The 18,700-nt window shown below is 68.8% G+C and carries 18 protein-coding genes; 12 read left to right on the forward strand and 6 right to left on the reverse strand.

Features of this window, described 5'->3' with window-relative positions:
• Nucleotides 1-49: 49 nt before the first annotated feature.
• The gene (locus tag IAI58_RS10035) at nucleotides 50-985 is read left to right on the forward strand and encodes an AEC family transporter (RefSeq protein WP_207445905.1); all 936 of its coding nucleotides are present in this window, start codon (nucleotides 50-52) and stop codon (nucleotides 983-985) included.
• A 61-nt stretch (nucleotides 986-1,046) separates the two neighbouring features.
• The gene (locus IAI58_RS10040; protein ID WP_207445906.1) at nucleotides 1,047-2,237 is read left to right on the forward strand and encodes a GAF domain-containing sensor histidine kinase; all 1,191 of its coding nucleotides are present in this window, start codon (nucleotides 1,047-1,049) and stop codon (nucleotides 2,235-2,237) included.
• A 43-nt stretch (nucleotides 2,238-2,280) separates the two neighbouring features.
• Here IAI58_RS10040 and cuyA read toward each other — a convergent pair whose 3' ends face one another.
• From cuyA to IAI58_RS10060, 4 genes are all read right to left on the reverse strand, one after another.
• Nucleotides 2,281-3,291, reverse strand: a complete 1,011-nt coding sequence (gene cuyA, locus IAI58_RS10045) for a D-cysteate sulfo-lyase (RefSeq protein ID WP_207445907.1) — start codon at nucleotides 3,289-3,291, stop codon at nucleotides 2,281-2,283.
• A gap of 164 nt (nucleotides 3,292-3,455) precedes the next feature.
• Nucleotides 3,456-4,145 (reverse strand): CBS domain-containing protein, encoded by a 690-nt coding sequence (locus IAI58_RS10050; RefSeq protein ID WP_207445908.1) that lies wholly within the window; start codon nucleotides 4,143-4,145, stop codon nucleotides 3,456-3,458.
• A 104-nt stretch (nucleotides 4,146-4,249) separates the two neighbouring features.
• Nucleotides 4,250-5,530, reverse strand: coding sequence for an AmpG family muropeptide MFS transporter (locus IAI58_RS10055; RefSeq protein ID WP_207445909.1), 1,281 nt, complete (start codon nucleotides 5,528-5,530; stop codon nucleotides 4,250-4,252).
• A gap of 64 nt (nucleotides 5,531-5,594) precedes the next feature.
• Nucleotides 5,595-7,106: an aldehyde dehydrogenase family protein gene (locus IAI58_RS10060; protein ID WP_207445910.1), complete on the reverse strand. Its 1,512-nt coding sequence runs from the start codon at nucleotides 7,104-7,106 to the stop codon at nucleotides 5,595-5,597.
• Between the two features lie 116 nt (nucleotides 7,107-7,222).
• On the opposite strand from IAI58_RS10060, the gene IAI58_RS10065 reads away from it, so the two are divergent.
• The 5 genes from IAI58_RS10065 to IAI58_RS10085 all read left to right on the forward strand — a co-directional run bounded on the left by IAI58_RS10065 (nucleotide 7,223) and on the right by IAI58_RS10085 (nucleotide 12,907).
• On the forward strand, nucleotides 7,223-7,873 hold the full coding sequence (locus IAI58_RS10065; RefSeq protein WP_207445911.1) for a GntR family transcriptional regulator: 651 nt from the start codon (nucleotides 7,223-7,225) through the stop codon (nucleotides 7,871-7,873).
• A 114-nt stretch (nucleotides 7,874-7,987) separates the two neighbouring features.
• The gene (locus tag IAI58_RS10070) at nucleotides 7,988-9,460 is read left to right on the forward strand and encodes a malonyl-CoA decarboxylase (protein WP_207445912.1); all 1,473 of its coding nucleotides are present in this window, start codon (nucleotides 7,988-7,990) and stop codon (nucleotides 9,458-9,460) included.
• Between the two features lie 54 nt (nucleotides 9,461-9,514).
• On the forward strand, nucleotides 9,515-10,834 hold the full coding sequence (locus IAI58_RS10075; RefSeq protein ID WP_237182835.1) for an SLC13 family permease: 1,320 nt from the start codon (nucleotides 9,515-9,517) through the stop codon (nucleotides 10,832-10,834).
• 32 nt (nucleotides 10,835-10,866) lie between these two features.
• Nucleotides 10,867-12,069, forward strand: a complete 1,203-nt coding sequence (locus tag IAI58_RS10080; protein WP_207445913.1) for a CaiB/BaiF CoA transferase family protein — start codon at nucleotides 10,867-10,869, stop codon at nucleotides 12,067-12,069.
• Nucleotides 12,062-12,907 carry an alpha/beta fold hydrolase gene (locus tag IAI58_RS10085; RefSeq protein ID WP_207445914.1) on the forward strand — a complete coding sequence of 282 codons (846 nt, stop codon included), beginning with the start codon at nucleotides 12,062-12,064 and terminating at the stop codon, nucleotides 12,905-12,907. The genes IAI58_RS10080 and IAI58_RS10085 overlap by 8 nt, the downstream gene beginning before the upstream one ends.
• Before the next feature lie 4 nt (nucleotides 12,908-12,911).
• Here IAI58_RS10085 and IAI58_RS10090 read toward each other — a convergent pair whose 3' ends face one another.
• Both IAI58_RS10090 and hemB read right to left on the reverse strand, forming a co-directional pair.
• Nucleotides 12,912-13,319, reverse strand: coding sequence for a DUF302 domain-containing protein (locus IAI58_RS10090; RefSeq protein WP_207445915.1), 408 nt, complete (start codon nucleotides 13,317-13,319; stop codon nucleotides 12,912-12,914).
• A 215-nt stretch (nucleotides 13,320-13,534) separates the two neighbouring features.
• Entirely contained in the window at nucleotides 13,535-14,533 is a 999-nt protein-coding gene (gene hemB / locus IAI58_RS10095) for a porphobilinogen synthase (RefSeq protein WP_207446084.1), read from the reverse strand.
• A 158-nt stretch (nucleotides 14,534-14,691) separates the two neighbouring features.
• On the opposite strand from hemB, the gene rpiB reads away from it, so the two are divergent.
• From rpiB to ribD, 5 genes are read left to right on the forward strand one after another with little or no spacing between them, the layout of a single operon-like run.
• Nucleotides 14,692-15,168 (forward strand): ribose 5-phosphate isomerase B, encoded by a 477-nt coding sequence (gene rpiB, locus IAI58_RS10100; RefSeq protein ID WP_207445916.1) that lies wholly within the window; start codon nucleotides 14,692-14,694, stop codon nucleotides 15,166-15,168.
• A 4-nt stretch (nucleotides 15,169-15,172) separates the two neighbouring features.
• Complete coding sequence (gene glyA, locus IAI58_RS10105; protein WP_207445917.1) at nucleotides 15,173-16,477, forward strand: serine hydroxymethyltransferase; 1,305 nt, start codon at nucleotides 15,173-15,175, stop codon at nucleotides 16,475-16,477.
• A 24-nt stretch (nucleotides 16,478-16,501) separates the two neighbouring features.
• A complete protein-coding gene (nrdR, locus tag IAI58_RS10110) occupies nucleotides 16,502-16,972 on the forward strand; it encodes a transcriptional regulator NrdR (protein ID WP_207445918.1) in 471 nt (156 codons plus the stop codon).
• Nucleotides 16,973-16,981: 9 nt separating this feature from the next.
• Nucleotides 16,982-17,581: a GNAT family N-acetyltransferase gene (locus tag IAI58_RS10115; protein WP_207445919.1), complete on the forward strand. Its 600-nt coding sequence runs from the start codon at nucleotides 16,982-16,984 to the stop codon at nucleotides 17,579-17,581.
• Nucleotides 17,582-17,624: 43 nt separating this feature from the next.
• Nucleotides 17,625-18,698 (forward strand): bifunctional diaminohydroxyphosphoribosylaminopyrimidine deaminase/5-amino-6-(5-phosphoribosylamino)uracil reductase RibD, encoded by a 1,074-nt coding sequence (ribD, locus tag IAI58_RS10120; protein ID WP_207445920.1) that lies wholly within the window; start codon nucleotides 17,625-17,627, stop codon nucleotides 18,696-18,698.
• The last annotated feature ends 2 nt before the right edge of the window (nucleotides 18,699-18,700 follow it).

An 18,700-nucleotide genomic window follows, 5' to 3' on the forward strand; every position in this document is an offset into this window, starting at 1 on the left:
GCCGCGGCGGCAGGGGCGGGGCCTGCCCACCGGGCGGCGCTAGGGCGCGATGGGCTCCATCCTCGGCGTCGTCCTGCCGGTCTTCGGGCTGATCCTGCTGGGCTTCCTGGCGCGGCGGGGCGGCTGGCTGGGGCCGAATACCATGGCGGAGCTGAACCGCTTCGTCGTCTGGCTGGCGCTGCCAGCCATGCTCTTCCACGTCATGGCGCATACCGCCTGGTCCATCCTGTGGCAGCCCGGCTTCGTCGCAGCCTTCGGGCTGGCCAGCATGGGGCTTTTCGCCGTCACGCTGGCGCTACGCCTGCGCGCGGCGCGGCCCCTGCCGGATGCCAGCATCGAGGGGCTGAACGCCGCCTATCCCAATAGCGGCTACATGGGCTTCCCGCTCTGCCTGATGGCGCTGGGGCCGCAGAGCCTGCCCTTGGTCACCATCGGCATGATCATGACGGTCTGCGTGCTCTTCGCGCTGGCCGTGGTCTGCATCGAGATCGGCCTGCAGGAGGAGCGGCGCCCCGCGCGTCTGGCGGCCAAGGTCGGGCTTGCCCTGGCGAAGAACCCGCTGCTGGTGGCGCCGGCGATGGGTGCCCTGGTTTCCGGCACCGGGCTGCCGCTGCCGGAGGCACTGGATTCCCTGCTGAAGCTGCTGGGCGCCGCTGCCTCGCCCTGCGCGCTGGTGGCGCTGGGCGTCTTCCTGGCGCAGCAGGGCATGGTGCGGGGGCGAGACCTGCAGGGTACCCTGCTGCTGGTGCCGCTGAAGCTGCTGGCGCTGCCGGCGCTGGTCTGGCTGCTGGCCGCGCAGGTCTTCCGCCTCGGTCCGCTGGCCACCCATACGGCGGTGCTGCTGGCGGCGCTTCCCACGGGCACCGGGCCATTCATGCTGGCGGAATACTACCGGCGGGACGCGCGGATCACCTCCGCCACCGTGCTGATCAGCACGCTGACCTCCGTTCTGACCGTCGCTGCCTATCTGGCCTGGATCGGCTGAACGCCACCGGGAACGTCAAGGGTGACGCGGCGGGCGAGGGCAGGCTAGGATCGATACCGTGATGGTTGAAATCAAAGATGATGGCGATGAATATGCTGTCGACGTCGCGGCGATCCGGCGCCTCGATGTGGTACCGACCATTCTCGATGTCGTCTGCCGCACCACCGGCATGGGATTCGCAGCCGTCGCGCGGGTCACGGAGACGCGCTGGATCGCCTGCAGCGTGCGGGACGACATCGGCTTCGGCCTGAAGCCGGGCGACGAGCTGAAGGTCGAGTCCACCATCTGCAACGAGATCCGCGACAGCCGGCAGCCCGTGGTGATCGACCATGTGGCGCAGGACGAAACCTTCCGCGGGCACCACACGCCCCGGATCTACGGCTTCCAGAGCTATATCTCCATGCCCGTGACGCTGCCGGATGGCAGCTTCTTCGGCACGCTCTGCGCCATCGATCCGCGCCCGATGCGCCTGAGCACCCCGGAAACCACCGGCATGTTCAAACTCTTCGCCGACCTGATCGCCTTCCACCTCGATGCCCAACGGCGGCTGGAGATGAGCGAGGCGAGCCTGCTGAACGAGCAGCATGATGCCGGGCTGCGCGAGCAGTTCATCGCCGTGCTCGGCCACGACCTGCGCAACCCGCTGGCATCCATCGCCTCGGCCTCCCGCGTGCTGGGGCGCATGCCGCTGCCGGAACAGGCTTACCCGATCATCGGCCTGCTGCAGAGCAGCGTGTCCCGGATGTCCGGGATGATCGACAATGTCCTGGATTTCGCCCGGGGCCGGCTTGGTGGCGGGCTGCCTCTGGAGACGCGCCCGAAGGCGCCGCTGCGGCCGATCCTGGAGCAGGTGATCGCCGAACTGCGTGCCTCCCACCCCGACAGCGTCATCGATGCCGACCTGGGCAGCGTGGACCGGTTGCGCTGCGATCCCGGCCGGATCGGGCAAATGCTCTCGAACCTCGTCGGAAACGCCCTGACGCATGGCGCATCGGAAAGTCCGGTGCGGGTGACGGCCCGGGCGGGGAAGGAGTTCGTGCTCTCGGTCGCCAATGCCGGGGAGCCGATCCCGGAGACGCTGCGCTCCGAACTGTTCAAGCCCTTCTTCCGCGCCTCCAGCGGCATGAACCAGGAAGGGCTGGGACTCGGCCTTTACATCGCCCACCAGATCGCCCGCGCCCATGGCGGGACGCTGGAGGTCACTTCGGATGCCGAGGAGACGTGCTTCACCTTCCGCATGCGGGTGACCTGACCGGCGTGGGACCCCTGGCCGGTTGCGGCCAGGGGCGGATGCCTCAGGCTTCGGCCTTCAGCTCCAGCGCATCGGGATAGCCGAAGAGGCCGACCGCGCCGCCGGTATGGATGAAGACGACATTCTCATCCTTGCGGAAATGGCCCTTGCCGATCAGGTCGATCAAACCGGCCATGCCCTTGCCGGAATAGACGGGGTCCAGAAGGATGCCTTCCTTCTCTGCCAGCAGCTTCACCGCTTCGACCATGCCATGGGTCGGGATGCCGTAGCCCTGGCCGACATAGTCGGTATTGGCCACCACATGCTCGGCCTTGACGATGCCGGGCAGGCCCAGATGCGTCGCCACCTTCTCCGCCAGGGCCAGGACATTGGCCTCCTGCTTCGCCTTCGGCGCGCGCACGCCGATGCCGAGCACGGGAATGCCGGAATTCAGCGCCACCAGGCCGGTGACCAGCCCGGCCTGGGTGCCGGCGCTGCCGGTGGCATGCACCACATGGTCGATCCGCAGGCCCATTTCCGCCGCCTGCGCCACCAGTTCCAGCGCCGCGTTCACGTAGCCCAGCGCGCCGACGGCATTGGAGCCGCCGCCCGGGATGACATAGGGCTTGCGGCCGGAAGCGCGCAGTTCCTCGGCCAGGATTTCCATCTCCGCCTGCATGTCCGCGCCGTCGGCGCGGTGGGAGATATGGGCGCCATGGAGCCGGTCCAGCAGCACGTTGCCGGACTTGGTATAGGCCTCGTCACGGAAGCCCGTGCGGTCTTCCAGCAGGATATGGCAGGTGAGGCCCAGCTTCGCCGCCGCTGCGGCCGTCTGCCGCGCGTGGTTGGACTGCGTGGCGCCCTGGGTGATAACGGTATCCGCGCCCTGCGCCAGGGCCTCGGCCATCAGGAATTCCAGCTTGCGGGTCTTGTTGCCGCCGGTGGAGAGCCCGGTGCAGTCATCCCGCTTGATCCAGAGGCGCGGACCACCGAGGTGGCGGGTCAGATTCTCCATCGGCTCCAGCGGCGTCGGCATGTGGCCGAGCCGGATGCGGGGGAAGCGGGCCAGGTTCATGGGGCGGTTCCTTATTGTGCCGGACCTTATTTGCACCCAGCTTCGGCGCGAGGCTAGCCATTGGCTGGGCCAGCCCGCCGTGCCCTGGGGCAGGCGCCTCCTCACGCCCCCGCAATGGCCCAGGGGGACGGAGGAAGCCACCGTCCCTCCGTGCCGCTGGCGCGTCAGCCGCCCAGCATGAAGCGCGGCGTCGGGGCGACGTCGAAGCGGACTTCCTTCACCCCCGGCACCTTCAGAGCCAGGACGCGCAGCGCCCTCTTGACCTCCTCCGAGCGGCAGAAGCCATGGAAGGTCACGACACCATCCACCACATTGACGAAGGTCAGGTGGATATCGGCCCAGGGCTGGTCGCGCATCGCGGCCCGCACCTGGCGGCGGATCTCGGTATCCGGCACGTCCGCGGCGATCTGCTCGGGCGAGGAGAGCAGCGCGCGGATCAGGTCGGCCCGCGAGACGACGCCCTGCAGCTTGCCGTCCCGCACCACCGGGACGCGGCGGATGTGGCGCTTCTCAAGAATACTCGCGACATGCTCGACGGTGTCGTCCTCGGACACCGTGGCCACCGAGGTCGTCATGATGTCCTGGGCGCGGCGGCCATGCGTGCGAGCATAATGCTCGGCCTGACGCGTCCTGGAGCTGAACAGGCCCCAGAGCCAGGACTGCGGCTTGTCCTCCGTCGCTGCCAGGCCGCGGGTCAGGTCGCCCTCAGTGACCATGCCCAGCAGCTTGCCGTCCGGGTCCACGACAGGCGCGCCGGAGATGCCACGGTCGGCGAAGACCGCGGCGATGGCGGAGACCGGGGCTTCAGGCGGGATGGTGACCAGGGTCTTGGTCATGATGTCGTTCACGCGCATGGGGCGATCCTTACCTTTTGTCCATCTCCCTTCATATCTGTCCGGCCCGACCGGGATGCTAGACCCGGAGCCCGGCTTATTCGCCGCATGCGGGAGGGGAGGACCTACTCCGCCATGGCTGCCGCGGGACGCGCCTTCAACTCGCCAGGCGGCAGCCGCTTCAGCAGGAAGATCATCACGCACATGGCGGGCAGGGCGGCGGCCATGGTCAGGGCGAAGAAGCCGGGCCAGCCCAGCCCCTCGGCCAGCGGGCCGCTGAAGGCGCCCACGGTGCGGCTGGCCACCGCCGCCAGGGAGGATAGCAGCGCATACTGCGTGGCGGTGAAGGCCCGGCTGGTCAGGGCCGAGAGGTAGGTCAGGAAGGCGGCATCGGCCAAGCCATCGGTGAAGTTCTCTACCCCCGTCTGGAGGTAGAAGACGGTCATGTCGTGGCCGGCATAGGCCAGCCAGATATACATGCCGTTGGAGAGCATCTGGGCCAGCCCGGTCAGGATCAACGCCCGCGCGGTGCCGATGCGCGCCACCAGCCAGCCCCCGGCCAGGGCGCCGAGCAGCGTGGCGAAAAGGCCGAAGACGCTGCCGACCTGCGCCACCTCCATGCGGGTGAAGCCCAGCTGTGCCTGGAACGGCGTGACCATCACGGCGGCCAGGGCCTCACCCAGCTTGAACAGGGCGACGAAGAGCAGGATGGCCAGCCAGTAGGGCCGGCGCATGAAATCCGCGAAGGGTTCGACCACCGCCGTGCGGAGGCGGGTGCCAAGCCCCGACACGGCGCCGGGCGCCCGCGGGGAGACCACGTCCGGTCCGAGCCAGACGGCAGCGAAACCCACCAGGACCAGCGCCGCCGCATAGACGAAAGCCCAGAACCAACCCGTGTAATCGGACAGCGCCAGCACGCCCGCGCCCACCGCCAGCAGCGCCAGCCGGTAGCCCCAGACATAGAAGGCCAGGCCCAGGCCCTGCTCACGCTCGTCCAGCATCTCGATGCGATAGGCATCGATGACGATGTCCTGGCTGGCCGAGAGAAAGGCGACGGCGATGGCGGCGCTGACGGTGACGAGCGGCGCCACCACCGGGTCGGAGGCGCCCATCGCCAGGATGGCGATCATCAGCAGCGGCTGGATCACCGCCAGCCAGCCGCGCCGCCGGCCCCAGGCGCGGAAGGCCGGGGGCATGGCGTTGTCCAGCAGCGGGGACCAGATGAACTTCAGCGAATAGGGAAGGCCGATCAGTGCCGTCAGGCCGATCTCGGTCAGCGAGATGCCGGATTCCGTCATCCAGCGCCGCAGGATGCCCAGCACCAGCGGTAGCGGCGCCCCGGCGGAGAAGCCGAGGGCGAGCATGACCAGGAAGCGGGGATTCTTCAGCATGTCGAGCGTGCGCATCGGCGCGCAAACTGCCATGCGCGCGGCGGGTTGGATACCGCCGCGCGCCGGGACAATCCGGCCCTCAGGCCATGTTCACCATGATGGTCTTCTTGTGCGTGAAGTGCTCCAGCATGGATTCCAGGCTGGCTTCCTTGCCGAGGCCTGAGGCCTTGACGCCGCCATAGGAGAGGTTCGGCTGCACCACCAGGTTCTGGTTCACCTGCACCAGCCCGGCCTCCAGCGCATGGGCGAAGCGCAGCGCGATCTTCATGTTGTTGGTCCAGACCGTGGCGGCGAGGCCGAACTCGCTGTCATTGGCCTCGGCCAGCACGGCTTCCGCGTCGTGGAAGGGGAAGACGACGGTGACGGGGCCGAAGATCTCCTCGCGCACCAGGCGGCTGCTCTTGTCCAGGCCTGTGAAGATATAAGGCTGGATGAACAGGCCCTTCTTCAGCGCCGGGTCCTCAGGCATGGCGGAGCAGGCGCGGCCGGTGGCGCCGGCGGTCTTCTCGCCTTCCTCGATGAAGCCGCGCACCTTGGAGAACTGCTCGGGCGAGATGATGGTGCCGATATCCGTCTTCTCGTCCAGCGGGTCGCCCATCACCATGGCGTCGACGCGCCTGGCCATCTCGGCCACGAACTTCTCGTAGATCGGGCGCTCGACGAAAATGCGGGAAGCCGCCGTGCAGCTCTGCCCCTGGCGGGTGAAGCGCATAGAGGTAAGGGCGCCGGCCACCGTCTTCTCGAAGTCGCAATCGGCGAAGACGATCATGGGAGACTTGCCGCCCAGCTCCAGCGTCACCGGGATCAGCTTGTCGGCGCAGCCGCGGGCGATGATCTTGCCGGTCTCGACGGAGCCGGTGAAGGTCACTTTCTTCACCAGCTTATGGGCCACCAGCGGCGCGCCGCATTCCGGGCCCTGGCCGGAGAGGATGTTGAACACGCCCGGCGGCAGCACGCGGTTCATCAGCTCCACGATGCGCAGCACGGCCAGCGGCGCTTCCTCGGCCGACTTCACCACAACCGTATTGCCGGCGACGATGGCCGGCGCGGCCTTCAGCGCCATAAGCATCATCGGGATGTTCCAGGGGATGATGGCGCCCACCACGCCCAGCGGCTCCCGCACCGTGATGTTCAGCACCTCGGGGCCGAAGGGCACCGTCTCGCCCTTCAGCTCGCCGCCCAGCCCGCCGAAGAACTCGAAGATGTCGGCGACGTTATTGGCTTCCACGCGGCTTTCGGTGCGCAGCGCCTTGCCGGTCTCCAGCGCCACCAGCCGGGCCAGTTCCTCGACATGCTCGCGGATCAGGCTGGCGGCCTGATAAACCATCGCCCCGCGCTTGCGGGCGGGCACCCTGGCCCATTCCTTCTGCGCCCGCGCCGCGTCGGTGACAGCGGCTTCCACATCGGTGGCATCGCCATCGGCGGCCTGGGCCACGGCCTCGCCGGTCGCGGGGTTCACCACGTCGAAACGGCGGCCGGATCGGGCCGGGGTGTAGCGCCCACCAATGAAATGATACCCGGAGATCGCCTTCGCCAGGGCGAAGGGATCGAGGGTCGGGCTCTCCGGAGCGGGGTTCGGATGGTCGAGCATGGATGTTCCTTCCGGATTGTAACAGGTCGCGGACCATGCGCCGGAGAGAGCATGATCGCAAGCTGGGCCACCGGCCTCTTTCGTTGCGGCCCTGGCCGGGGCAGCATCACGCCAGCATGACCCGTATCGCAACCACATTGGCCGAGACCATCCGCCTGCGGCTGGCCGACGACATCACCGCCGGGCGCCTGGCCCCCGGCAGCGTCATTGACGAAAGCGCGCTGGCCGAGCGCTTCGGTGCCTCCCGCACCCCGGCGCGCGAGGCGCTGCGGGAACTGGCCGCTGCCGGGCTGGTGGTCATCGAGCCGCGTCGCGGCGCCCGCGTCGCCACCGTCACCCTGGAGCAGTTGGCCGAGCTTTTCGAGCTGATGGCCGAGACGGAGGCGATGTGCGCCCGCCTCTCGACCTTCCGCATGACGGCGACGGAGCGTTTCGCGCTGCAATCCCTGCACGCGGACTTCCACCCCAGCGAGGATGCGCTGGACGCCTATGACGCCTATAACCGCGCCTTCCACAACCTGCTCTATCGCGGCACCCATAACGGCGTGCTGGCCGAACATGCCATGGCGCTGCGCCTGCGCCTCGCGCCTTACCGCCGCGCTCAGTTCCATGAGGACCGGCGCATCCAGCGCAGCTTCACCGAGCATGGCGCGATCCTGGAACAGGTTCTGCGCGGAGCGGGAGAGGAGGCCGCCCAGCTGATGCGGATGCATATGCTGACGGCCAGCGCTGCCCTGGCTCAGTATATGCGGCGGGCCAAAACCTAGCTGATCTGCATTCGCAACGGCATTTTTGTGCTGCGCCCGCATATTTGCGTTCCGTTGATCGCGAAATGTGTCGGATAGTGTCCGCGACGCCACCATCACGGGGAAACAAAGCTCGTGCCGATCTCCATCACCCTGGGCGCCCGCACTTGGCTGGAGCGGCTGTGGTCCAGCATCGCTGATCGTGGCCGCCCCTATGCGGATGTGCCCGGCATTGCCCGCCCGCCCCTGGTCCGGGCCGAGCTGCTGGCGCGCTCCCTGCTCTCGGAGCGGGGCGAGGCCTCCGGTGCCGCCGTGGCGCGCGAGCTGCTCTCGGTGCTGCATAGCCTGAACGCCGAGGACCGCTCCGCCTTCTGCCGCTTCCTGGCCACCGAATTCGTGCCGGACGAGGCCACGCTGCGCGCCGCCGCCCAGGCCTATCTGGAAGAACCCTCCGCCGCCCGCGCCATGACCCTCTTCGAGAAGGCGGAGCCGCCCCGGCAGGAAGTGCTGCGCCGGATGAACATGGCGCCCGGCGGGACCGCCTCCCTGGTGGAGATGCGGCGGGAGCTGCTGGCGGAACTGAAGCGGCAGCCCGAGCTGAAGCCGCTGGACGCCGACCTGCAGCACCTCTTCCTCTCCTGGTTCAACCGCGGATTCCTGGAACTGCGGCGGATCGACTGGGAGACGCCGGCCTCGATCCTGGAGAAGCTCATCACCTATGAGGCGGTGCATGAGATCCAGGGGTGGGAAGACCTGCGCCGCCGGCTGGCGCCGGACCGCCGCTGCTTCGCCTTCTTCCACCGGGCGTTGCCGGGCGAGCCGCTGATCTTCGTCGAGGTCGCGCTGGTGAAGGGCCTGGCCAGCGCCATCCAGCCGCTGCTGGCCCCCGCCGATGGCATGACGCCGGATGTCGATACCGCCATCTTCTATTCCATCTCCAACTGCCAGGAGGGGCTGCGCGGCATCAGCTTCGGCAACTTCCTGATCAAGCAGGTGGTGGAGGAGCTGAAAGCCGAGCTACCGCAGTTGAAGGCTTTCTCCACCCTCTCACCCGTGCCGGGCTTCCGCCGCTGGTTGAAGCGGCGGCTGGAGCGCAGCGGAGATACCCTGCGCGCGGAGGAGGAAGCGGCCATCCTGGCCCTGCGGACGCCGGAAGAGGGCGCCGAGGCGCCCGCCATCGCGGTGCTGCTGGAGGAACTGGCTTCGGGCGAATGGTGGCTGGACCCTGCGAGGGAGGCCGCGCTGCGCCCGGCGCTGATGCGCCTCGCCGCCGAATACCTGACCCGGCCGAATTCCGGCATCGGCGCGATCGACCCGGTGGCACGCTTTCATCTGGGTAACGGCGCGCGGCTTGAGCGAATCAACTGGCTGGGTAATACCGCCCCCCGTGGCATGACCGAGTCCTACGGGATCATGGTGAACTACCTCTACGACCCCGATAGCATCGAGGCCAACCACGAGGCCTTCACCCGCTCCGGCGCCGTGGCGCGCTCGGCGGCGGTGGATGCCATGCTGGCACTGCCCGCGCTGACGCCGCCGAAGGGGCGCGCTGGCTATCTGCCCCGGCTGCTCGGTGGTGCCGAGACTGGCGAGAAGCCCGCCGCCTGAGGGCGGGCCACGGTGCCGAAGACCTGAGTGAGAGCAAGATAAGGAACGTCCGCTGTGTCTCCTGCCATCGCCTCGATCCTGGGGCTGGTCGTCATGTTCATCGTGGGCACGGCGCTACCGATCAACATGGGTGCCCTGGCCTTCGCGCTGGCATTCCTGGTCGGTACCTTTTTCGTCGGGATGAGCGCCAATGCCATCCTGGCTGGTTTTCCCGGCGATCTTTTCGTGACGCTCGTGGGTATCACCTATCTCTTCGCCATCGCGCAGAAGAACGGCACCATCGACCTGCTGGTGCACTGGGCCGTGCGGATGGTGCGCGGGCATATCGCAGCCATTCCCTGGGTGATGTTCGGCGTGGCGGCGGTGCTGACGTCCATCGGCGCGGTCAGCCCGGCGGCGGTGGCGATCATCGCCCCCATCGCCCTGCGCTTCGCCCGACACTACCGGATCGACCCGCTGATGATGGGCCTGCTGGTGGTGCATGGCGCCCAGGGCGGCGGCTTCTCGCCCATCAGCATCTATGGCGGCATCACCAACCAGATCGTCAACCGCGCCGGCCTGCCGGGCGATGAGACGGCGTTGTTCCTGGCCAGCCTCATCTTCAACCTTGTCGTGGCCATCGCCGTCTTCTTCGTCTTCGGCGGCGCCAGGCTGATCGGCCGGCGCGATACCGGGACGGATGGGGAACTGGAGGAGGGCGACCGTGCCTCTCTGCCCATGACCGGCCATGGCGGCGTCCCCGCCGCGCCGAATGCCGAGCACCACATCCCCAAGGGCGCGACGCGCGAGCAGATCCTGACGCTGATCGGGCTGGTGATCCTGGGCGTGGGCTCGCTGGCCTTCGGGCTGAATGTCGGCATGGTCGCCATCACCATCGCCGTCCTTCTGGCGCTGCTGGCGCCCAACGCGCAGAAGGGCGCCATCGACAAGGTCAGCTGGTCCACCGTGCTGCTGATCGCCGGCGTCATCACCTATGTCGGCGTGCTGCAGACATCCGGGGCCATCGACAGCGTCTCCAACGGCGTGGCCGGGCTGGGCTCGCCGCTGATGGCCGCTTTGCTGCTCTGCTATATCGGCGGCGTTGTCTCGGCCTTCGCTTCCTCGACCGGCGTGCTCGGTGCCATCATTCCGCTGGCCGTGCCCTTCCTGGCGGGCGGAGAGATCGGCGCTGTCGGGATGATCGCCTCCCTTGCCATTTCGGCGACCATCGTCGATGTCAGCCCCTTCTCGACCAATGGCGCGCTGGTCCTGGCCAATGCGCCGGAAGGTGAGCGTGAGCGGTTGTTCCGGCGATTCCTGATCTATAGTGGTCTGGTCGTCGTGGCGGGTCCGGCTCTGGCCTGGGCGGTGCTGATCGTGCCGGGCTGGCTGTGAAGTCGATACCGAATCAGAAAGAAGTGGATGCCATGACCGAACCGACCGGACCGCTGAAGGGCCTGCGCGTCGTTGACCTGACCCGCGTGCTGGCCGGCCCCACCTGCACCCAGATGCTGGGCGACCTGGGTGCCGAGGTGATCAAGATCGAGCGCCCCGAGGCTGGCGACGACACGCGCGGCTTCGCGCCCCCCTACATGCCCGACACGCGGGAGAGCGCCTATTTCGTCGGCGTCAACCGCAACAAGAAGTCCATCACCCTCGACATCGCCAAGCCCGAAGCTCAGGCGATTGTCCATAAGCTGCTGGAGACGGCGGATATTCTGGTGGAGAACTTCAAGGTTGGCGCCCTGGCCAAGTACGGCCTGGGCTACGACCAGCTGAAGGAGAAGTATCCCGGGCTGATCTACTGCTCCATCACCGGCTTCGGCCAGACCGGCCCCTATGCGCCGCGTCCGGGCTACGACGCGCTGATCCAGGCGATGGGTGGCGTCATGTCCCTGACCGGCGAGCCGGAGGGCGAACCGCAGAAGGTCGGCATTCCCGTCGCCGACCTCTTCGCCGGCCTCTACGGCACCATCGGCATCCTGGCGGCGCTGCGGCACAAGCAGGCGACGGGGCAGGGGCAGCAGATCGATATCGGCATGCTGGACACCCATGTGGCCTGGCTGGCCAACCAGGGCATGAACTACCTGGCCACCGGCCAGAACCCGCCGCGCCTGGGCAACCAGCACCCGAACATCGTGCCCTACCAGGTCTTCCCGACGGCTGATGGCTACATGGTGCTCTCCATCGGCAACGACCCGACCTTCGAGCGCTTCTGCAAGAACTTCGGCCTGGAACACCTGCTGGCCGATGAGCGTTACGCCACCAATGCCGCGCGCGTCGGCAACCGCGCCCTGGTGACGGAGACGCTGACGGCGCTGACGAAGACCAAGCCGACCGACGAATGGATCGCGAAGCTGGAGGCGCTGAAGATCGGCTGCGGCCCGATCAACACGCTGGACCGCGTCTTCGCCGATCCGCATGTGAAGGCGCGGGAGATGCTGGTGACGATGCCGCATGCCTCCGGCCAGGATGTCACGGTCATCGCCAACCCCGTGAAGCTCTCCGCCACGCCGCCGGACTACCGTTCCGCCGCCCCGTTGCTGGGGCAGCATACGGAGGAGGTGCTGGCCTCCATCGGCATGAGCGCGGCGGAGATCGAGAAGCTCAAGGCGGACAGGATTGTCTGACCCCCGCATCGGCGCGCTGCGCGTCGCACTGCCTTTCGGCCCGGTGGATCTCCGCTGGGCCGAATGGGGGCCGGCAGACGGCCCGCCGGTGGTCTGTGTCCATGGCCTGACGCGCACGGGGCGGGACTTCGACACCCTGGCCCGTGAACTGGCCGAGGATGGGCGCCGCGTCATCTGCCCGGATATCCCGGGGCGCGGCCTCTCCTCCTGGCTGCCGGATGGCCATCTCTATGCCGTTCCCACCTACATCGCCGTGCTGTCGCCGCTGCTGGCAGAACTGGGCCAGTATGACTGGGTCGGAACCTCCATGGGCGGGTTGATCGGCATGGGGCTCGCCAGCCTGCCGAACCACGCCATGCGCCGCATGGTGCTGAACGATGTGGGCGCGGAGATTCCCGCATTTTCCCTGGCGATGATCGGCGCCTATATCGGCAACCGGAAGGAATTCGCCGATATCGCGGCGCTGGAGGCGCATCTGCGCGTCATCCATGCCGGCTTCGGCCAGCTTTCGCCCGCCGAATGGCGACATCTGGCGGAGACCTCCGCGCGAATGACGCCGCAGGGGCGGGTCGTGCAGCATTACGACCCCGCCATCGCCGTGCCGTTCAAGGCGGCGCCCCGGCCTCAGGATGCGGTGATGTGGCCGCTCTGGGACTCTCTGAACCTGCCTGTGCTGCTGCTGCGCGGCGCCCAGAGCACGCTGCTCTCGGAGGCCACGGCCACCCGTATGGCCACCAAACCGGGCGTGGTGCTGGAGACGATTCCAGGCTGCGGCCATGCGCCCGCGCTGATGGACCCGGCGCAGACCGGCATGATCCGGGGCTTCCTGAGGGGCTAGCGGATCACGGCCCGGCCGGGGCTGCCACTGCCTCGGCGATGGCCTTGCCCGCGGGCGCCAGCCGCTCGGTCATCCCGGGCGGCAGGCCGTGCCGGCCCTCAAGGGTTCCGGCGGAGTTGTAGGCCACCCAGGTCTGCCCGGTCTCGTCCTCCCTGACGAGGACCCGGAGCGGAAGCTCCAGCGCGAAATCCGGCGCGGCCAGCATCAAGGCCGTACCGCCTCGCGGATTGCCGAAGATCAGCACGGTCGTCGGCGGCATATCGAGCCCGACCGACCGCGCGGCGGCGCAATGGTCGATCGTGGCAAAGATCCTGTAACCCTTACTCTCCAATGCCGCCCGCAGGCGCCCGAGCGTGTCGGCGAAGGCATGGGCGCTCGGAAGACGTACGATCTCTGGATCGCGACGCGTCATCTCGCCACCTCCGGGTTCCAGGCTCTAGTCGTCATGGGTCGGCAACGCCAGGCTTGCCTTCGATGCTGGGCAGAGCACGGCAGGCTAATCCACCCGGCTCCGGGTGGTCCAGGCGGAGTTCAGGGCCCCGGACCCCGATGGTCTGGCGCCCCGGAGGCTGCCGGCGGTGGCGTGGCGGCAGCGCATGGCGGGCCCGGCGCGGGCCCGCCCCAGCCTCAGCGGTCGCGCAGGGCGCGGGCCGCGTCCACCGCGAAATAGCTCAGCACTCCGTCGGCCCCGGCCCGCTTGAAGGCCATCAGGCTTTCCAGCATGGCCTTTTCCCGGTCCAGCCAGCCGTTCTGCACGGCGGCCATGATCATCGCGTATTCGCCGCTGACCTGGTAGGCGAAGGTCGGCACCCGGAATTCCGCCTTCACCCGCTGGACGATGTCCAGATAAGGCATGCCGGGCTTGACCATGACCATATCCGCACCTTCCGAAAGATCCAGCGCCACCTCGCGCAGGGCCTCGTCGGAATTGGCGGGGTTCATCTGGTAGGTCTTCTTGTCGCCCTTCAGCGCGCCGCCGGAGCCGACGGCATCCCGGAAGGGGCCGTAGAAGGCCGATGCGTATTTGGCCGCGTAGGACATGATGCGGGTATGGATCAGCCCCTTGGCATCCAGCGCGCCGCGGATGGCGCCCACGCGCCCGTCCATCATGTCCGAGGGGGCGATGACGTCGATCCCGGCCTCGGCCTGCACCACGGCCTGGGCGGCCAGCACCTCCAGGGACTCGTCATTGGCGACATAGCCGTCACGGATCACGCCGTCATGGCCATGGTCGGTATAGGGGTCCAGCGCCACGTCGCCGATCAGGCCGAGGTCCGGGAACTCCTGCTTCAGCAGTCGCGCTGCCCGGCACATCAGGTTGTCCGGGTTCTTGGCCTCGGTGCCTTCGGCGTCCTTCTTCTCCGCGGGGGTCATGGGGAAGAGGGCAATGGCCGGGATGCCCAGCTCCGCCGCTGGCGCCACATGGCGCGCCAGCGCCTCCAGCGTCACCCGCTGCACGCCGGGCATGGAGCCGACATCGGAAACCCGCGCGCCGCTGCCTTCCATGACGAAGATCGGCCAGATCAGGTCATCCACCGAAAGGCGGTTCTCCGCCACCAGCCGGCGGGTCCAGGCATCGTAGCGGTTTCGGCGGGGGCGCAGCTGGGGAAAAGCGCCGGTTGGCATGGTCATCACGGGTCCTCTCGGCAGGAGAGTGGCTCAGTGCCACGGCTCCGCCGGCGGGGAAAGACAAGAAGGCCATGCCAGCCCTGCGCTTCGGCCTTGCACCCAAGCTCTGGTGGTCCATGTTTCACGAAGCCCCGAGCCGTGGTAACGGAGGCGCCATGAATCCGGCCGAGACCCCCATCGCCATCGGCGCCGACCATGCCGGCGTCGCCCTCAAGGACAGCCTGCGCGCGGCGCTCGAAGCCGCGGGCCACCCGGTCCGCGACTTCGGTACCCATGGCGACGGCAGCGTCGACTACCCGGACTTCGCCCATCAGGTGGCGCAGTCCGTGACCAAGGGCGACGCCGCCTTCGGCGTTCTGGTCTGCGGCACGGGCATCGGCATGTCCATCGCCGCCAACCGCCACCCGGGCATCCGCGCCGTGGTCGTGCACAACACCACCGAGGCCCGCCTGACCCGGGCCCATAACGATGCCAATATCGCCTGCTTCGGCGCCCGCACCACGGGGCCGGAAGTGGTGCTGGACAGCCTCGCAGCCTTCCTGAGCACGCCCTACGAGGGTGGGCGCCACGCGCGCCGGGTTGCCAAGATCAACCTTCCCGACGCTGCTTCTTCCACGGGCCAGGAGGCCTGAGCCGATGAACGACCTCTCTCCCCTGGCTGGCGTCAGCCGCTTCTTCTCCGCTCCGCTTTCGGCGGCCGATCCGCAGATCCTGGAGGCCATCGGGCAGGAGCTGGTGCGGCAGCAGGACGGCATCGAGCTGATCGCCAGCGAGAACATCGTCTCCCGCGCCGTGCTGGAAGCCCAGGGCTCAGTCCTGACCAATAAATATGCCGAGGGCTATCCGGGCCGCCGCTACTACGGCGGCTGCGAGTATGTGGACGTGGTCGAGACGCTGGCGATCGAGCGCGCCAAGCAGCTCTTCGGCGTGAACTTCGTCAATGTGCAGCCGCATAGCGGCGCCCAGGCCAATCAGGCCGTCTTCTTCGCCCTGATGCAGCCGGGCGATACTTTCATGGGCCTGGATCTGGCCGCCGGCGGCCACCTGACCCATGGCTCCGCCGCCAACCAGTCCGGCAAGTGGTTCAAGGTCGCGCCCTACACGGTGCGGCAGGAAGACCAGATGATCGATATGGACGAGGTCGCCCGCATCGCGCGCGAATCCCGCCCCAAGGTCATCGTGGCCGGTGGTTCCGCCTATTCCCGCGCCTGGGATTTCGCCCGCTTCCGCCAGATCGCCGATGAGGTCGGCGCCTATTTCATGGTGGACATGGCGCATTTCGCCGGCCTCGTGGCCGGCGGCGCGCATGAGAGCCCGGTGCCGCACGCCCATATCGTCACCACCACCACGCACAAGACCCTGCGGGGCCCGCGCGGCGGCATGATCATGACGAATGACGAGGCGCTGGCGAAGAAGATCAACAGCGCCGTCTTCCCTGGCCTGCAGGGCGGGCCGCTGATGCATGTGATCGCCGCCAAGGCCGTTGCCTTCGCGGAGGCGCTGCGCCCCGAGTTCCGCGTCTATGCCCGGCAGGTGGTGGCCAATGCCAAGGCCCTGGCCGAGGAGCTGAAGGCCCAGGGCGCCGGCATCGTCACCGGCGGCACCGACAACCACCTGATGCTGGTGGACCTGCGGCCGATGAACCTGACCGGCAAGGCCGCCGAGGCCGCGCTGGGCCGCGCCCACCTGACCTGCAACAAGAACGCCATTCCCTTCGACCCGGCGAAGCCGGCGGTCACCTCCGGCATCCGGCTCGGCAGCCCCGCCGGCACGACCCGCGGGCTGGGCGAGGCGGAGTTCCGCGAGATCGGCCGCCTGATCGGGCAGGTGCTGAAGGGCCTGGCCCAGGCCAATGCGCCGGAAGCCAACGAGGCGGTGGAAAAGGCGGTCGGGCAGCAGGTGCTCGATCTCTGCGCCCGCTTCCCGATCTACAAGGCCTGAGGCGGCGGGAAGGGGACGGGGGAAATGCGCTGTCCCTTCTGCGGCAGCGAGGATACGCAAGTGAAGGACAGCCGCCCGGCCGATGACGGGGCGTCCATCCGTCGCCGTCGGTCCTGCCCCTCCTGCGGCGCCCGCTTCACTACCTTCGAACGCGTGACATTGCGCGAGCTGACGGTGGTGAAGTCGGACAACCGCCGCGTGCCCTTCGACCGGGAGAAGCTGGCCCGCTCCATCCGCGTGGCCCTGCGGAAGCGGCCGGTCGACGAGGACCGGGTGGAACGCATCGTCAACGGCATCCAGCGCCGCCTGGAAGCTGAGGGCGAGAGCGAGATCGCCAGTCGCGCCATCGGTGAAATGGTGATGGAGACGTTGAAGGAACTGGACCCCGTCGCTTATGTCCGCTTCGCCTCCGTCTACCGCAATTTTCGTGAGGCCAAGGACTTCCAGGCATTCCTGGGGGCCCTCGGCAAGTCCACAGACCCCGATAACGGCTGAGAACACGTGGTGAATTTCGCATTTCCGGCGGTGCCTCTCCCGCGCGTCGCCGGCCGCATCGCGGCTTTTCATTCGGACGGGGCTTTCGCTATCCGCCCGGCGACGCTGGCTGACCGCCCGGCGCTGGCGACGCTCTCCGCCGCTGCCTATGCACAGGGGCTGGCGGCGCTGCTGCCCCCCGAGCTGCGCCAGCGGGCCGATGCGGCGCGCTTCAACTGCTTCTTCGCCAGCACCCCCGGTCCGCTGCTGCTGGCCGAGGCCGGCGGCGTGTCGCTCGGCTGTGCCCTGGCTGTCCTGCCGACCGACAGTGATCCGCCGGCCCGGCTGCTGGGCCTCTGGGTCGCGCCAAGCGCCATGGGCCAGGGCGCTGGCTCGGCCCTGCTGAGGGCGATGGAAACGCATCTGGCGAGCCACGGCGCCTCCCGCCTGCGGGTGCGGGTGCCGAGCGGCCAGCTGCGCGCCCTGGGGCTGTTCCGCCGTCGTGGCTATGTGCTGCAGGACGCGGGCCTGCGGCCGGAACCGGTGCTGGAGGCCATGCTGCGCCACAGCGTGCTGGCCAAACCGCTGTCCACGCCCATGGCCACCCCTCCGGCTCCGCTCGCGGCCTGAGATGGACGCCGCCTCACGACATCGGGTGGAGGACGAGGCGCATATGCGCGCGGCCTTGTCACTGGCGGCGCGTGGCCTCGGCAATACTTGGCCGAACCCGGCGGTGGGCTGCGTCATCGTGCGGGACGGCGTGGTGGTCGGGCGCGGCTGGACCGCCCCCGGCGGCCGCCCCCATGCCGAGACAGAAGCCCTGCGCCGCGCGGGCGAGGCCGCCCGTGGCGCCACCGCCTATGTGACCCTGGAGCCCTGCTGCCACTGGGGCCGTACGCCGCCCTGCACGGATGCGCTGATCGCGGCCGGCGTCGCCCGCGTCGTGGTGGCGCTGCGCGACCCCGATCCGCGCGTCGATGGCCGTGGCCTGCGCCTGCTGCAGGATGCCGGCATCGCCGTTGAGGCCGGGGTGCTGGAGGCTGAAGCTGCCGCCCTGGCCGCCGGCTTCATCAAGCGTGTCTCGGCCGGGCTGCCCCTGGTGACGCTGAAGCTGGCCAGCACGTTGGATGGCCGTATCGCCACCCGTACGGGGGAGAGCCGCTGGATCACTGGCCCCCAGGCGCGCCGCGCCGTGCATGCGCTGCGGGCGCGGCATGATGCCGTGCTGGTCGGCAGCGGCACGCTGCTGGCGGACGACCCTGATCTGCGCTGCCGCCTGCCAGGCGCCGCCCCTACGCCGACGGTCCGCGTGGTGGCCGATGCGCGGCTGCGCACGCCGCCCACCGCGCGGCTGTTCGACCATCCCGCGCCGGTCTGGATCGCCACGCGGCCCGGCCAGCCGGATGATGCCCTGGCGGCGCTGCGTGCCCGCGGGGCCGAGATCGTCGAGCTGCCGGCGGCGGAATCCGGCGCCGGGCTGGACCTGCCCGCCCTGCTGCGCGCCCTGGCCGTACGCGGCGTCACCCGCGTCTTCGCGGAGGGCGGCGCGGCGCTGGCTGCCGGGCTGCTGCGCGCGGGGCTGGTGGACCGGCTGGCCTGGTTCCATGCTCCCGCCGTCATGGGCGCGGATGGACGGCCGGCCGCAGACGCGCTTCCGCTGGACATGCTCTCCGCCATGCCCAGATTCCGCCGGGTCTCCGCCGCCGCGCTGGGTCCCGACCTGCTCAGCGAATTCGAGGCTGCCTGAAG

Source organism: Roseomonas marmotae (genome assembly GCF_017654485.1).
Lineage (GTDB): Bacteria > Pseudomonadota > Alphaproteobacteria > Acetobacterales > Acetobacteraceae > Pseudoroseomonas > Pseudoroseomonas marmotae.